Raw genomic sequence first — 14,696 nt, forward strand, 5'->3', positions numbered from 1 at the left:
ACCCCATATGGTCATTGATCGCAGAATTGGTTTGTGGATCCTGATACGTGAAAGCCTGCTTTCACTGGTGCTTTTATGCGCGTGGGACGTGATCGTGGTGGTCATGTTCCAGATCTTCCATCAGGACTGGATGGAACAGCCCACCCTGCCCGTCTCCCTGATCGGTTCGGCGCTGGTGCTGTTCATGAGCTTTCGCAACAACAGCGCCTATAACCGCTGGTGGGAAGGGCGGACCCTGTGGGGGGCGGTGACCAATAACAGCCGCTCCTTCGCCCGGCAGGCGGGCACGATCCTGCGCGGCTGCCCCGATCTGGCCCGCGCCATGGCGGCCTACCCCTACGCGCTGCGCGGGGCGCTGGCGCGGGTGGACGCGACCGATGACATCATGCGCCTGCTGCCGGACTCCATGAAGCCGGGACTTGAAGGCCGGGCGAACATTCCCGCCGCGATCCTGTTCGAGATCGGGCTGCGGGTGGACGCCGAATCCCGCAGGCTGGGCATCGACGGCGCATTGCAGGGGCAGATCGACCGTATCCTGTCGGACATGAGCAACGCGCAGGGCGGGCTGGAGCGCATCCGCAACACGCCGCTGGCCATCCAGTTCTCTGTCCTGCCCAAGGTGGTGGCGGTGGTCTTCTGCATTATCCTGCCGCTTTCCATGGTGCAGACGCTGGGGTGGATCACACCGCTAGGGTCGTCGCTGGTGGGGCTGCTGTTCGTCGCGCTGGACAAGATCGGCAATGACCTTCAGGATCCGTTCAGCATGACGCCCCATGGCATGCCCATGCTGACGATTTCCCGCAACATCGAGATCGACCTGCTCCAGTCCTGCGGCCTGCCCGCCCCCGCGCCGCTGGCGCCCGTACGGGGTGTGCAGGGCTGATATATCATTAATGGATGACGCCGCCCGATCCGGCGGGAAGGGATCAAGACAGAAGGGGGAATTTATGCTATATGCCCCCCATGAGCATGTTCAGAACTACCCAGAAGGGCACTGTGACCGATGCAATGGCCCGGACGGCCGCGGCGACCACGGCAGCCGAAGCAAAGTCCAGCAAGGCTGTAAAAGACGAGGATCCATTCCGTGAGGGCGATGCCATCGTCTACGCGGCGCACGGGGTCGGACGTGTTGACCGGATCGGTGTGGATGAAATTGCCGGAACCAAGCTGGAAATGATCCAGATCTCCTTTCCCGGCAACCAGATGACGCTGCGCATCCCCCTGTCCAAGGCGCGCAAGTCGGGCCTGCGCAAGATCGTCTCGCGCGAGATCGTGGACAAGGCCATGGCCATCATCAAGGGCAAGCCGCATGTCAGCCGTGGCATGTGGACGCGGCGCGCGGTGGCGTATCAGGAAAAGATCAATTCCGGTGATCTGGTCCAGATTGCCGAGGTCCTGCGCGACCTGCGCCGCAATGTCGACAGCCTGGACGGCAGCTTCAGCGAACGCAAGCTGTTCGAAGCCGCGCAGGAACGCTTCGTGGCGGAAGTGGCCGTGCTGGAAGGCAAGGAGCCGACGGAAGTGCTCGAAAAACTGACCGAGGTCATGAAGGCGGCCTGAACCCCCGCCTTCAGGCCCTTACCACCCCTACCCGCCCGCCGGCCCCTGTGCCGGCGGTTTTACTATGGGCATGGCCATTCCCCATGGAACCGGCCCCGGCGCGCCCGCGCGACAAAGAGGATACAAATGAACGCTGACCTGAAATGCCCCGCCTGCGGCTGCGCGCATGTCTATCCCGATGGCGGCAGCCTGTGGATCTGCCCCGAATGCGGCCATGAATGGAACCCGCAGGACAGCACCACCGCCACACCGGGCGATGACACTGTGGTGCGGGACGCCAACGGAAACGTGCTGGCCGATGGCGATACCGTAACCGTCATCAAGGATCTCAAGATCAAGGGGTCGTCGCTGGTCGTCAAGAGCGGGACCAAGGTGAAGAACATCCGCCTGACCGATGGCGGCGATGGGCATGACATCGCCTGCAAGATCAGCGGGATCGGCGCGATGAACCTGAAATCCGAGTTTGTCAGAAAGTCCTGAGGAACAGACCCACGCCCCCTGCGTCCCGCCTACTCCACCCGGGCGGCGCGTGGGGAGGGCGCCACCAGCATGATGGCGCCACCCGCAAGGGCCGCCACCATGGCCAGCGCGAACGGGCTGCGCGGACCGGCCACCCCCGCCAGCAGGCCCGAAAGCACGGCGCCGGAGCCTGCCGCGATATCAAAGAACACATCGAACAGCCCGATCGCGGAGCCCGAAAACCGCGCGGGCACCTGCCGCAGCACCGGCATGGCCAGCAACGGGTAGGTCAACGAATACCCCAGCCCCCCCAGGAAACTGCCCATCGCCGCCCCGACCGGCCCCGGCGCCAGCCAGATCATGGCCAGCCCCGCGGCTTCCGTCAGCATGATGATCATGACCATGGGCCGCACGTCATGCCGGTCCACATGCCTGCTACCCACAAGGCGGGCAAGCATGTGCCCCACGCCAAACGCCGCCAGCGCCCAGCCCCCCGCGTGCCAGCCCTCGGCCGCGTAAAAAATGACCAGAAAGGAGGAAATCGCGGCAAACCCGATGGCGGACAACCCCAGCGTCAGGCCCCACACCCATATGGGCCCGATCAGATCCGTCCAGCGCGCGGCGGCGTGGCTGCCATCGTGCGGCGCGGGCGAAGCGGGCAGCGACACGGTCAGCAGCGCGCCGCCCAGCGGGAGCGCCATGGCGACAAGGCAGACCATGAAAAACCCCGCATGCGCCTCGATCATGTCACCCAGCGCGGCCCCCATGCCCAGCCCCGCGAACATGGCGAACCCCACCCATGACATGGCGGCACCCGCCCGTGCGCGCCCCGCGATGATCACGGCCCATACACCACCGCCGGTCACCATCAGCCCCTCACCCAGCCCCATGAACAGACGGCCCGCCACAATCACAGCCTGCTGGGCCTGCGGGGGCAGAAAGGGCAGCAAGGCAAGGCTGTAGGCCAAGCCCGAACCCGCCGTGCACACCAGCCCCACCATGAGCGTATCGCGCCCGCCACGCCGGTCCGCCATCCGCCCCGCCCATGGCCGTGTCAGCAGGGTCGCGGCGGACTGGATGCCCATCACCACGCCGATAAGGGTGGTGCCGCTTGCAAAACGGGACTGGAATTCCAGCGGCAGGGCGGGCAGCGCCATTCCCATCGCCAGCATACCGCTGACAACCGCCAGCATGATGGGAAGCAGGCCGCCACGGGCCGTAACGTGAGAAATCATCGCGGGATCGTAACGCATTTCCCGCATGCGGGACAGGGTGCGGATATTTTCAGTACTTGAACTGGTACAGCAGGCCGATGCTGCTGCCCGGATCGTTTTCCGGCGTGGTAAAGCCGGTCACGTTGCCGCCGGTGCCTACGGTTGTATTGAATTTCAGCCGCTTGGTCAGGTCCACCTGCACCTGCGCCTGCGTGCCCGAACCCGATGTCGCCTGCTTGGCCCCCACATACACCCCGCGCATGACATATTTGCCCGCCTCGATCGCGCCGGTATCGTTGCCGCCCGACCCGTTGGAGGAACTGCTCATCTGCAACCGGTCGAGATGCAGCGTCTTGCGCACCATTCCCAGCGGATCGAACGCCGCCCCCCCGCTCAACGTCGCCACCGCCGCGGCGATGGACGCCATCTGCGTGGCCGACAGGGACTGCGAGTCCGTGCCGAACAGCAGGATGGCCAGGATCTGGTCCTGTGAAAGCGGCGGGGTGGAAGAAAACGTGATCTTGGGCGCGCTGGCGTAACCGCCCACGTTCAGCCGCGCCGTGCCGTCATTCGTGCTGCGTTCGGCCACGAAATCCAGTGTCGGGTCGATCGCATGGGTCACGCCCACGCCGTTGAAACCCACCTGCCCCTTGCTGAAATCCAGCGAGATGCCACCCAGTGAGAATCCCCCCTTCACCAGCGAGAACGCCCCCGTCACCACCGGCGCGGTGGCGGTGCCGCCCGCGTGGATGTGCCCGTGCATTTCCGTATTCAGCCCATGGCCGCGCACATAGAACTGCCCCGGTGAGCGCACATCCAGCCCCAGCCCCACCACGAGGGCGGCCGTATGGGCTTCCTGTTCCTCCTTTTTCGCGTCATCGGGGCGGATGACATCGAGATGGGCAACCGATGTGGGCAGCGAGTCCGGGATGTTGATGTCCACCCGCCTGAGCGTGATGTCGCCCGTCGCGTCAATCCGGCTGGCCAGCAGGCCCTTCACCGCCAGGTCACCATCCAGCGTGGTGGTGATGAGGTCACTGGCCAGCGGGCGGGCGTTGGCCGCGTGGATGCGCAAATCGATCGGCTGGCCGGGTTGCAGCACGCCATAGCTGCCCGATGCCGTAAGCGTGCCCTTGCCCGCCTGCGCGGTCAGGGTGGAGATTTCCAGCCTGTCCCCCTGCGCGTTGACCGTGCCGTGCAGGGCGGAGAGCTGCACGCCCTGCCCGAAATCATGGAACAGGCCGTTCGCCAGCATGAGCGTGCCGTTCAGGCGGGGGGCGCCCAACGTGCCGCGCATCCCTATGGCCACCTGAAGGTTCCCCCCCGCCTGCATGCCCTTTGCGCCCAGATAGGCGTTGGACACCGCAAGGTCCACGTTCCCGTCGGCCTGAAGGCTCATCTGCCCCGTCCTGTTGACGGGGGCGGTGCCGCGCAGGCCCAGGTTGACCTGTGGCCCGGCCTGAAGCCGCGCGTCCACCTGCGCCATGCCCGCCGTCAGGCTGGCGGTCGCATCCAGCGTGGCGGGGGCGAGGGATGAGGTATAATCCGTATGATATTTCAGATCCGTGCCATGCACGCTCACCCGCCCGGAGGGATTGCCCGTGGGGCCGGTCAGCCGTGCCTCGGCCGAGAGCGTGCCCTGCGCGTGCAGGCCGGGCATGAACGGCGCCAGCAGGTCGGGGGAAAGGCGGGTCATCACCGCATGCAGGTCCAGCAGGGGGCTGATCCGGCCATCCGCCTCGATACCGCCGGGCAGGCCATGCGGTGGGATCACGCTCAGGCGCAGGTGACTTACGCTGGTTTCCCTGCCGTAAGTGATGCTGGCAGGCGCATCAAGCCGGATCTGTTCGCCCCGCGCCAGCGCCACCAGCCGGTGTAAGGCAACGGAACGGGCGGGAACATTGGCCAGCAGCGCCGTATCAAGCGTGGCGTTGCCGGTCCATGGCGTATCGCCCCCGGCCTGCGCCGTGACATTCAGGGCGGAGACCGGCCCCTTCACCACGACATGCCCATGCCCCCCCATATCGCGAAAACGGGCGTCATCCACCACCAGGTCCAGATCGCTCACGGGGGCGCCGACAGGGTCGAGCACCCGGCCCCTGAGCACCAGCCGCCCGATCCGGGCCATGGCGGCGTTCAACGCGCTCTCGACATTCACCTCCAGCATGGCGGGAGCCGTCGCGGTGGCGCTCGTGCTGTGCAGCGCGGCCGAGAGGTGACCACTTACATCCTGCCCGGTCAGGTCGCGCAGGTCCGCCAGTCGCGTCATATGCAGATCCAGCATGCCCGACGGCACGACATGGCCCGCGGGCAGGGTCATGTCCGCCTTTCCCATCAGGCTTTTCCAGCTCAGATGGTCCACCAGCAGGTGGCGGCTGTTCGCCCCGTCACTTTCCAGACGGGCCGAAACCACCATGGGTTCACGGTCCAGCGTGCCGGAAATATCGAGCACGCCCTGCCTCACCTGCGGCAGGTGCTCCATGCGCAGGCTGGCCTGCATGTCGCCCGCCGCCGTATTGCTTGCGGCGATACTGGCCTGTGTCTTCACGCTGGCCATCAGGTCATTGACCGGCCCCGTCGCGCGCAGGTCCGCCTGCATGTGGCCATGCAGCGTGGGGGCCAGCACATGCAGGTCCGACAGGGCAAGATGGCCCGTGGCATCAACCTGAAGCGGCGTGCCGGTCACCAGACGGGTCGGGGCGGCGTCCAGATCCAGCGTCGCGCCCTCAAGCCTGAGCGCGGTAAAGGCCACCGTGGCGCCGCCATGCCTATCGGTGGTGATGCTGCCACCCGCGTTCAGGTGGCCCTTGTCCCCGATCAGGCCCACGGCGATGGGCAGGCCCCCATCAATTACGATATGGCTGTCCAGCCCGAAGCGGCCCGCCCGCCCATGGTCCGGCAGGGTCACATTCCCGTCCAGCCCGGCATGGCCATGCAGCCTTGTGCCCCCCGCGGCCGCCAGCGGGGCGAGATCGGGCAGGTCGGTATGGAAGGTGACGGCAAGGGACGGGACCGTCGTCACCTGCCCGGTCAGATGGGCCAGCGGGTGCGCCAGCGACACATCAACCGGGCCACCGGGCGCGTCCGGGTGCCAGACCAGATCCAGCGCCACCGGGTCGGCCGCAAACAGCGTGGGCTGCTGGCCGGGAATGCGCAGGCCGTTCACCACCGCATGGATGGTCGCGTGTTCAGCCTGGCCCTGACCTTGGCCCTGACCTTGGCCTTCGCCCCCCAGCCCCTCGGCCTCCAGATGCAGGGAGGAAAAACCGGCGTCGTTATAGGTCAGGCGGTCAATATCGAGCGCACCCTGCCCCGTGGGCTTGTTGATCGTGCCGCCCAGATGGGCCGCAAGCTTCGCGCCCTGCCAGCCTGTTCCGCCATCGGTCGCAAGGCTGGTGCTGCTTGCCGCGACATCCAGCGCCATATGGTGGTCCCCCAGCCCCACCTGCCCGTCGGCGCGGGCATGGATGGCCCCGGTGGCCAGCGCAAGGGCAAGCCGCGTGTTGTCACGCGCGCCGTTCAGGTCAAGCGAGAGATCCAGCGGCGCGAGCGCGTCAAGCCCGCTCAGGGTGGATATGAACCCGTCCGCCCCTTCACGCGCGCGCAGCGCGGCAAGGACATTTTTCCGGTCCAGCCGCAGGGTCAGGTCAACATGGCCGGGATGGTCCAGCCGGGACAGGTTCAGGGCGATATCGGCAGGCGGCAGGGTGGCCAGGGAAAAATGGTCAAGGACCGGCGCGATATCATCCAGCCGCGCATGGCCGTTCAGGCTGAACGCCGCCGGGACGCGGGCAATGGGCGCGCCCACCTCGATGCGCGCCACATGCGCCGCGCGGATGTCCACGGCCATATGGATACTGTCGCCGGAGTGTTTTTCCGGCTTCGGGGGATGGGCGGGGTCGTCCTCGCTCAGGCGCGGAATGGACAGCCGCGCCATGGACAGGTTGCTTATGACCGCATGCCGGGTCAGCAGCCGCAGGGGCGACCAGTCCAGTTGCAGTTCATCAATCGAAAGCCATGCCCCGCGATAGTCATCCAGTTCCAGGTGCCGGACATGCAGCGCATCGGGAAAGCGCCCGCCCAGCCCCGACAGGTGCACGCTGCCCCCCGTAAGCCCCGGCAGGCGGCGTTCGATCTCGCGCTGGCCCATGCCGGTATTGGCCGCGACCAGCACCATGCCCAGCGCGAGGGCGACAAGCCCCAGCGGAATCCCCAGCGCGAAGCCGATCGCGCGCAGCAGGGTGCGACGGCTGGAGCGGGGCTGCGGTGGCTGTGGCGTGGATGTCGGCTCAGGCATCAGAACGTTTCCCCCAGGCCGACATACAGTTCCCACTTGTCCCCGCGCGGGGGGCGGTTGAGCGGCACAGCCACATCCAGCCGCACCGGCCCGATGGGCGTGTAATAACGCGCCCCCGCCCCGGCCCCCACGCGTACGGTCCCGTGGAACGGTACGTGGTCGCCCGTGACCTGACCGGCGTCGATAAAGCCCACGGCCCCGAATTTCTGCAAGATGCGCTGGCGGTATTCAAACGACCCCGCATCCATGGACGTGCCACCGATGGCGTAGCGCGTGTTGGGAAACTGCGGCCCGACACCCTGGTAACGGTAGCCGCGCACCGTGGCGCTGCCACCGGCGTAAAGCCGCTGGTCGGGCGGGATGGCGAAGGTGGACGCCCCTTCCACATTGCCGACCGTGCCGCGCCAGGCCAGCACGCTGCGCCCCGGGCGCGACAGGCCGAGATGCGTGAGGTCGAAATAGGTCGAGACCGTGGCCTGCATGATGGTGAAGAACGATGTGCCATCGGTCAGCGAGGCCGAAGGCGTGATGTTCGCCCCGATGCGCACGCCGTGCGTGGCGGGGGTGATGGGGTTGTCCACCCCGGTACCGTCATAATTGGCCGAGAGCGGCAGCGATACGATGAAGTAGCTGTTGTTGTTACTCATCTGCTGGATCTGTTCCTGCTCGATCTGCCCGCCAAAGGACACGTTCCAGCGCCGGTTGACGTGGCGCACGATGCCGATGCGCGCCAGCAGCGCCGTCTGCCGGTAGGAATACAGCAACTGGCGAATCCCCTCGATGCGCGCGCTCATGTTCTGCTGGCGCGAACCGAAATCGGGTTTCATGAGGTCGGCATAGAAATCATAGCCCAGCCCCTGCTCCGCCGTGCCGCCCAGCCCGGTGATCAGCGCCGTGAGCTTCAGCCGCTCGGCATTGCCGAACAGGTTGTTATGCGACCATGTCACACCCGCGCGGCCACCCAGATCGGTCGAATACCCCCCTTCCGCCCCCACGCTGTGGCGCTTGCCCTCCCGAAAGGAGAAGTCGAGCGGCATGGTGCCATCGGGGGCGAGCGTATCGCCATGATTGACCTGCACATCGGAAAACAGCCCGGTGGAGGCGATGTCCTGCCGCGCGCGCTCGATGCGCGATGGCTGGTACAGCTCCCCCGGCGCAATGGTCAGGCGCTTCACGATATAGGCGGGATGCGTGCGTTGCAGCCCCGCGAAATCGAACGCCCCCAGATTGACCACCGGCCCGCGATGGACGGTATAGGCAATATCCAGCGTATGGCTGTCGGGCCGCAGCCAGGCCTGTGGCGTGCCGACATGCGCCAGGGCGTAACCTTCCTCCGTCAGGGCGGTCTGGAGCGTCACCCCCGCGCTCAGCACGCTTTCCGCCTGCGCGGGCATGCCCGGCTTCATGCTGAAGGCGGCGGTCTCGTCGGTGTTGAGGTGAACCGGGGCATCGCCCCTGTCCGGCACGAGGCTGACCGTGCCGATGGTGAACAGCACGCCGGGGGTGGCGGTGATGGTGATCTGCGCCTTGTGCCCCGCCGGAATCGACTGCATCCATTCCGGCAGGTCCGGGTCGCGCCCGTCATGCCCGCCACCGCCGTCGGATACGGAAATGGTGATGGCGCCCGCGTAATAGCCGTAGCTTTCCAGCGCGCTGATCAGGCGGGAATAGTCGTTATGGATGCGCCCGGTCAGCGCAAACGGACTGACCGCCTGCGTTTTCTGCAGGGAAAGCAGGTCGGACGAGGCACGCAGCGCCGCGTCCAGATCGGCGTTGCCGGTGGGGCGGATGGTGGTGACATAAGCCTGCGGGTCCGCCGCCCGTGCGCCCCCCGCCCATGTAAGGGCCATGGAAAACATCGTGACCGCGCACAGACTTATATAACCGGCACCGTGCCTGGCACGCGCGCTTGGGCGGCATGCCATGCGGAGATGACCCAATCCTGTCAAACGGCGCCGCCCCTGTTCCTGTCTTCCGTGCGGTTATGGTCCCACTTTGTTATGTCTGCCATTCCCGGCATGCATGATCAAACCGATATTAACGTCGTGTCCTTAATAAGTTGCGAATGTGGCGGGCCTGTGCCCGAACGGATGACATTATGTGGCAAACCGTATCCGCGCCGGGGATCACGACTTGACAACACCCCGGTCCCGGCGCGCATGATCGCATACGGCGGGAAGGGGTTGCCGCGCCCGGCATCCCCACCATACGGACCGGGAGCGCTGATGGGCGGACCATTTGTTCCTTGGCATATTGGCGGCAGGGCTCTTGACCGCACGCGCGGGAGCTACGATGTGTTGCGCCCGTTATCCGGGTTCATGCCCGTGATGATGCCCCCCGCGACGATGCCCAAGGATACCTGACCCGTGAACAGCCTGTCTCCCCTGCCCGGTGTGGCGCAGCCCGCGCCCATGACATCATCCGCGAAGGGGCTTCATGTCATAACATGGGGCTGCCAGATGAACGTGTACGACAGCGAGCGGATGAGCGATGTCCTGCGCCCGCTGGGTTACCGGGCCGTGGCCACGCCGGACGCGGCGGACATGATCATCCTCAACACCTGCCATATCCGTGACCGCGCGGCCGAAAAGGTCTTTTCCGAACTGGGCCGCCTGCGGCTGGTCAAGGAAGAACGCGCCACCCGTGGCATGGAAACGGTGCTGGCCGTGGCGGGCTGCGTGGCGCAGGCGGAAGGCCGGGAAATCCTGGCCCGCGCGCCCTATGTCGATATCGTGCTGGGACCACAGACCTATCACCGCCTGCCAGAAATGGTGGCGCGCGCCGCCCGCGCGGCCGGCGCGGTGATCGAGACGGACTTTCCCGTCGAGCAGAAATTCGACTTCCTGCCCACCGAACGCGTGGCGCCCGCCGGGGGCGCGGCCTTCCTGACCATTCAGGAAGGGTGTGACAAATTCTGCTCCTTCTGCGTCGTGCCCTATACGCGCGGGGCCGAAAGCAGCCGCCCCGCCGCCGCCGTGCTGGCCGAAGCCCGCAGGCTTGCGGCAGCGGGCGTGCGGGAGATCACGCTGCTGGGCCAGAACGTCAACGCCTATCATGGCGAAGGGCCGGATGGCGGCACATGGGGGCTGGCGCGCCTGGCCCGCGTGCTGGCCGATGACGTGGGCATGGAACGCATCCGCTACACCACGTCCCACCCGCGCGACATGGAGGATGACCTGATCGCGGCCCATGGTGACCTGCCCCAGCTCATGCCGTTCCTGCACCTGCCGGTGCAGTCCGGATCCGACCGGGTGCTGGCCGCCATGAACCGCGGGCACACGGCGGATGAATACCGCGTGCTGGTGGACCGCCTGCGCCGCGCGCGCCCCGATCTGGCGCTGTCGTCCGACTTCATCGTGGGCCATCCCGGCGAGACGGACGCGGACTTTGCCGACACGATGCGCCTGATCGGCGATATCGGTTTCGCGCAGGCCTATTCCTTCAAATATTCCTCCCGTCCCGGCACGCCCGCCGCCGGCGCGGGCGCGCAGGTGCCCGAAGACGTGAAAGATGCACGCCTGCAGGAACTTCAGGCCATCCTGCGCGTGCAGCAGGATACATTCAACGCCGCGACCGTGGGCCAGGTGACATCCGTGCTGTTTACCGGGCGCGGGCGCAAGCCGGGCCAGATTTCGGGCAAGAGCCCGTGGTTGCAGGCGGTGAATGTGGAAGGGCCGGACAGCCTGATCGGCCGGGTGGCCAATGTGGCCATCCGCCATACATACACCAACTCCCTTGGTGGTGTCCTGACAGAGGAGACAGACAGGGCTTGAGAGAACAGACACAATCCACGCTCCACGCCCCCCGCCGCACCGGCGGGCGACGTCCCCCCGCAGGCACGGCGGCGAACGATCGCACCGTGACCATGCAGTTCGAGGATAATGCGCTTCTGGCCCAGCTTGTGGGGGATCACGACCGTCATCTCCTGCACCTTGAACGTGGATTTGATGTCCGGCTGTCCTGCCGTGGCAACCGCATCGCCATCAGCGGCGCGGCCCAGCGGGTCGGACTGACGCAGGGTACGCTGGCCGAACTCTACCGCCGCGCCAGCGCGGGCCAGACGGTCGATACCGCCGCGGTCGATACCGCCATCCGCCTGGCGGCCCATGCCTTTTCAGCACCACCCGCCGCGACAGGGGACCTGCCCGCCATGCAAGATGTCCGCACGCCCGTCATTCCCGCCGCCCCCTCGCTTGCGGATCTGCCCAGCATCATGACCCGCCGTGGCCCCATCGTGCCGCGTTCGATCGGTCAGGGCCATTACATGGCCATGCTGGCCCGGCAGGAAATGGTGTTCGGCCTGGGCCCGGCGGGCACCGGCAAGACCTACCTTGCCGTGGCGCAGGCGGTGGCCATGCTCCAGGCCGGGCAGGTGGACCGGATCGTGCTGTCGCGCCCGGCGGTCGAAGCCGGTGAGCGGCTGGGCTTCCTGCCCGGCGACCTGAAGGAAAAGATCGACCCCTACCTGCGCCCGCTCTATGACGCGCTGCATGACATGATGCCGGGCGATCAGGTAATCCGCCGCATGGGCACGGGCGAGATCGAGGTCGCGCCCCTCGCCTTCATGCGCGGGCGCACGCTGGCGCACTGTTTTGTCATTCTGGACGAGGCGCAGAACACCACCCCCGCCCAGATGAAGATGTTCCTGACCCGCATGGGCGAGGGCACGCGCATGGTCATTACGGGCGATCTGAGCCAGGTTGACCTGCCGCGCGGCGTGACATCCGGCCTGCGGGAAGCCGTCGAGACACTGGACGGCCTGCCAGGGATCGGCATGATGCGCTTTGAATCACGTGACGTGGTGCGCCACCCGCTGGTGGCGCGTATAGTGGAGGCATACGATCAGCGTGCCGGGGCGCAACACCGCCCGCATCGCGCGCGATCGCAGCAGGAGAACAATGAAACCTCGAAGTAGCACAGGCTCCGCCCGGCATGGCGGGGTCGCGGATGCAGCGGGACGGGCCAGCACGCCCGCCCTTCCGGCCGGGATGGACGAACCCGATGTAACCGTGGCGGACAGGCGCTGGAACCGCGCCGTCCGCCACCCCGTCCGTCTGGTCACGCGCGCGGTGGACACCGCGCTGGCGGCCACCGGCTGCCATGGCCCGGTCACGGTCGTACTGGCGGATGACCGCACGGTGCGACAGATGAACTGGCGCCATCGCGGGCGCAACAGGGCCACCAATGTCCTGACATTCGAATACGCGCCCATGCAGGCGCGTGGCGGCGTGTGGGGCGGTGACATCATCATCGCGTTCGAGACGGTCCGGCGCGAGGCCCGTGCGGCCCGGCGCGACATGGCCGCCCATCTGGCGCACCTGGTCATTCACGGTGTCCTGCACCTGGCCGGGTACGACCACCACCACCCCGGCGAGGCGCGGGAGATGGAAATGCACGAAGCCCGCCTGCTGTCCGGCCTTGGCGTCGCCAATCCATGGAAGCAGGGCCGGATGGCGGGCATGCGGGAGAGACGGCCATGAGTCGCCCCGGCACGGATGCGGCGGACGGCGCGGAACCTCCGTCCGGATCGCGCGGCAAGGGATTGCTGTCACTGTTCAGCCGCAGGCGTGGCGAACAGGGACTGCGCCATTCCATTGCCGCGCTGGTCAAGGAAGCCGATGAGGCGGCGGAGGAAGGCGACCCCCGCTCATCCGAACTCGACCGGCAGGAGCGCGCCCTGCTGGCCAACGTGCTGCGCCTGCGCGGCATCACCGCCGATGATGTGATGATCCCGCGCGCCGACATCGTGGCGATGCCGGTCAGTATCAGCCTTGATGAGGCGCTGGCCATGATGCGGCGGGAAAACCATTCCCGCATGCCGGTCTATCGGGAGCAGCTCGATGACATCGTGGGCATGATCCATGTCAAGGATCTGATCGCCTATGTCGGCACGAGCGAGGCCTTCCGCATGGAACCGCTGCTGCGCCAGCCGCTGATGGTGGCGCCGCAGTTGCCGGTGCTCGACCTGCTGTTGCAGATGCGCCAGCGCCATGTGCATCTGGCGCTGGTGATCGATGAATATGGCGGGATTGACGGTCTCGTCACCATCGAGGACCTGATCGAGACGATCGTGGGCGACATCTCGGACGAGCATGACGAGCCCACCGTCAACATGATCCGCGAACGGCCCGACGGCACGCTGGATGTCGATGCCCGCACCCCCGTCGCCACGTTCGAGGAAAAGGTCGGCCCGATCCTGACCCGTGATGAACGTGAGGCCGAAATCGAGACCGTGGGCGGCCTTGTGTTCCGTCTTGCCGGGCACGTACCCACGCGGGGCGAGATCGTAACCCACGAAAGCGGCATGGTTTTCCGCATCCTGGATTCGGATGCCCGCCACATCCGCCATGTGCGCGTGCGCCTGCCGCCCAAGGAAAGCCCGTAACACCCCCACCCCACCGGGGGCGCGCCTGACAGGGCGCGCATCCCGGTGGACGGGTGGATTTACGCAGGCCGCCCGCCTCTTTACACTCGCGCCGCCGGGGATATGCCCCACCCTGATCATACCGGAGAGTTACCCGTCATGCCCATCAAACGCCGCACCCTGCTTGCCCTTGCCCCCGCGCTGCTGACTGGCGGCGGCCTGCTGTCCAGCCGGGCCATGGCGCAGGCGGCCGATCCGCGCATGTCGATCCGGGCGGCGGGCAACCCTTCGGCCAAGGTCCATGTCGAGGAATGGTTCTCCCTCACCTGCACGCATTGCGCGCGCTTCGCCGCCGAGGTCTTTCCCGAAATCCGCAGCAAACTGATCGACACCGGCAAGGTGTACTATATTTTCCGTGATTTCCCGCTGGATCAGGACGCGCTCACCGCCGCCATGGTGGCCCGCAGCCTGCCGCCCGAACGCTACGAGGCCTTCGTGCTCGCCCTGCTGTCCAGCCAGGACCGCTGGGCATTCGAGCAGGGCGTGGACCATATCGCGGAAATCGGGAAAATGGCGGCCCTTGCCGGCATGTCGCCCGACCAGTTCCAGCAGACCATCCATGACGAGACCCTGCGCCACGCCATCATGGAGCAGGAGGACCGGGCCCAGATGCAGTACAAGATCGACGGCACCCCCACCTTCCGCTTCAATGACAGGGAGCAGGTCTCGCAGGAACTGAGCTACGAGGAGTTTGCCAAAAAGGTCGAGGCGGCGGCCCGTTGATCCCCTCCCCACTGATCAC

General features: G+C 66.6%; 11 protein-coding genes. 8 read left to right on the plus strand and 3 right to left on the minus strand.

Going from position 1 to position 14,696, the window contains the following annotated elements:
* Positions 1-7: 7 nt before the first annotated feature.
* From LDL28_RS03585 to LDL28_RS03595, 3 genes are all read left to right on the plus strand, one after another.
* The gene (locus LDL28_RS03585) at positions 8-883 is read left to right on the plus strand and encodes a bestrophin family protein (protein WP_233057249.1); all 876 of its coding nucleotides are present in this window, start codon (positions 8-10) and stop codon (positions 881-883) included.
* Positions 884-963: 80 nt separating this feature from the next.
* Complete coding sequence (locus tag LDL28_RS03590; RefSeq protein ID WP_233057250.1) at positions 964-1,560, plus strand: CarD family transcriptional regulator; 597 nt, start codon at positions 964-966, stop codon at positions 1,558-1,560.
* Between the two features lie 126 nt (positions 1,561-1,686).
* Positions 1,687-2,040 carry a zinc ribbon domain-containing protein YjdM gene (locus LDL28_RS03595; RefSeq protein WP_233057251.1) on the plus strand — a complete coding sequence of 118 codons (354 nt, stop codon included), beginning with the start codon at positions 1,687-1,689 and terminating at the stop codon, positions 2,038-2,040.
* A 29-nt stretch (positions 2,041-2,069) separates the two neighbouring features.
* Here LDL28_RS03595 and LDL28_RS03600 read toward each other — a convergent pair whose 3' ends face one another.
* The 3 genes from LDL28_RS03600 to LDL28_RS03610 are packed head-to-tail and all read right to left on the minus strand — an operon-like array spanning position 2,070 to position 9,470.
* Positions 2,070-3,254, minus strand: coding sequence for an MFS transporter (locus LDL28_RS03600; RefSeq protein WP_233057252.1), 1,185 nt, complete (start codon positions 3,252-3,254; stop codon positions 2,070-2,072).
* Between the two features lie 49 nt (positions 3,255-3,303).
* The gene (locus LDL28_RS03605; RefSeq protein ID WP_233057253.1) at positions 3,304-7,530 is read right to left on the minus strand and encodes a translocation/assembly module TamB domain-containing protein; all 4,227 of its coding nucleotides are present in this window, start codon (positions 7,528-7,530) and stop codon (positions 3,304-3,306) included.
* Positions 7,530-9,470 carry an autotransporter assembly complex family protein gene (locus tag LDL28_RS03610; protein ID WP_233059173.1) on the minus strand — a complete coding sequence of 647 codons (1,941 nt, stop codon included), beginning with the start codon at positions 9,468-9,470 and terminating at the stop codon, positions 7,530-7,532. Before LDL28_RS03610 ends, LDL28_RS03605 begins: the two co-directional genes overlap by 1 nt.
* A 471-nt stretch (positions 9,471-9,941) precedes the next feature.
* Between LDL28_RS03610 and miaB the strand changes: the two genes are divergently transcribed.
* The 5 genes from miaB (at position 9,942) to LDL28_RS03635 (ending at position 14,677) form a co-directional block, all read left to right on the plus strand.
* Complete coding sequence (gene miaB, locus LDL28_RS03615; RefSeq protein WP_233059174.1) at positions 9,942-11,303, plus strand: tRNA (N6-isopentenyl adenosine(37)-C2)-methylthiotransferase MiaB; 1,362 nt, start codon at positions 9,942-9,944, stop codon at positions 11,301-11,303.
* Between the two features lie 86 nt (positions 11,304-11,389).
* Positions 11,390-12,445 (plus strand): PhoH family protein, encoded by a 1,056-nt coding sequence (locus LDL28_RS03620; RefSeq protein WP_370636361.1) that lies wholly within the window; start codon positions 11,390-11,392, stop codon positions 12,443-12,445.
* A 73-nt stretch (positions 12,446-12,518) separates the two neighbouring features.
* The gene (gene ybeY / locus LDL28_RS03625; protein WP_233059175.1) at positions 12,519-13,010 is read left to right on the plus strand and encodes an rRNA maturation RNase YbeY; all 492 of its coding nucleotides are present in this window, start codon (positions 12,519-12,521) and stop codon (positions 13,008-13,010) included.
* Positions 13,007-13,915, plus strand: coding sequence for a hemolysin family protein (locus LDL28_RS03630; RefSeq protein WP_233057255.1), 909 nt, complete (start codon positions 13,007-13,009; stop codon positions 13,913-13,915). Before ybeY ends, LDL28_RS03630 begins: the two co-directional genes overlap by 4 nt.
* 138 nt (positions 13,916-14,053) lie before the next feature.
* Positions 14,054-14,677 (plus strand): thioredoxin domain-containing protein, encoded by a 624-nt coding sequence (locus LDL28_RS03635; protein WP_233057256.1) that lies wholly within the window; start codon positions 14,054-14,056, stop codon positions 14,675-14,677.
* Positions 14,678-14,696 lie beyond the last annotated feature (19 nt).

The sequence above is a fragment of the Komagataeibacter sp. FNDCR2 genome, from assembly GCF_021295395.1.
Classification (GTDB): Bacteria; Pseudomonadota; Alphaproteobacteria; order Acetobacterales; family Acetobacteraceae; genus Komagataeibacter.

Bases quoted from the DNA above. Each gene is read 5' to 3' on its own strand.
- ybeY (WP_233059175.1), top strand. From the start codon at position 12,519: ATGGACGAACCCGATGTAACCGTGGCGGACAGGCGCTGGAACCGCGCC.
- LDL28_RS03600 (WP_233057252.1), bottom strand. From the start codon at position 3,254: ATGATTTCTCACGTTACGGCCCGTGGCGGCCTGCTTCCCATCATGCTG.
- LDL28_RS03590 (WP_233057250.1), top strand. From the start codon at position 964: ATGAGCATGTTCAGAACTACCCAGAAGGGCACTGTGACCGATGCAATG.
- LDL28_RS03585 (WP_233057249.1), top strand. From the start codon at position 8: ATGGTCATTGATCGCAGAATTGGTTTGTGGATCCTGATACGTGAAAGC.
- LDL28_RS03595 (WP_233057251.1), top strand. From the start codon at position 1,687: ATGAACGCTGACCTGAAATGCCCCGCCTGCGGCTGCGCGCATGTCTAT.
- LDL28_RS03605 (WP_233057253.1), bottom strand. From the start codon at position 7,530: ATGCCTGAGCCGACATCCACGCCACAGCCACCGCAGCCCCGCTCCAGC.
- LDL28_RS03635 (WP_233057256.1), top strand. From the start codon at position 14,054: ATGCCCATCAAACGCCGCACCCTGCTTGCCCTTGCCCCCGCGCTGCTG.
- miaB (WP_233059174.1), top strand. From the start codon at position 9,942: ATGACATCATCCGCGAAGGGGCTTCATGTCATAACATGGGGCTGCCAG.
- LDL28_RS03630 (WP_233057255.1), top strand. From the start codon at position 13,007: ATGAGTCGCCCCGGCACGGATGCGGCGGACGGCGCGGAACCTCCGTCC.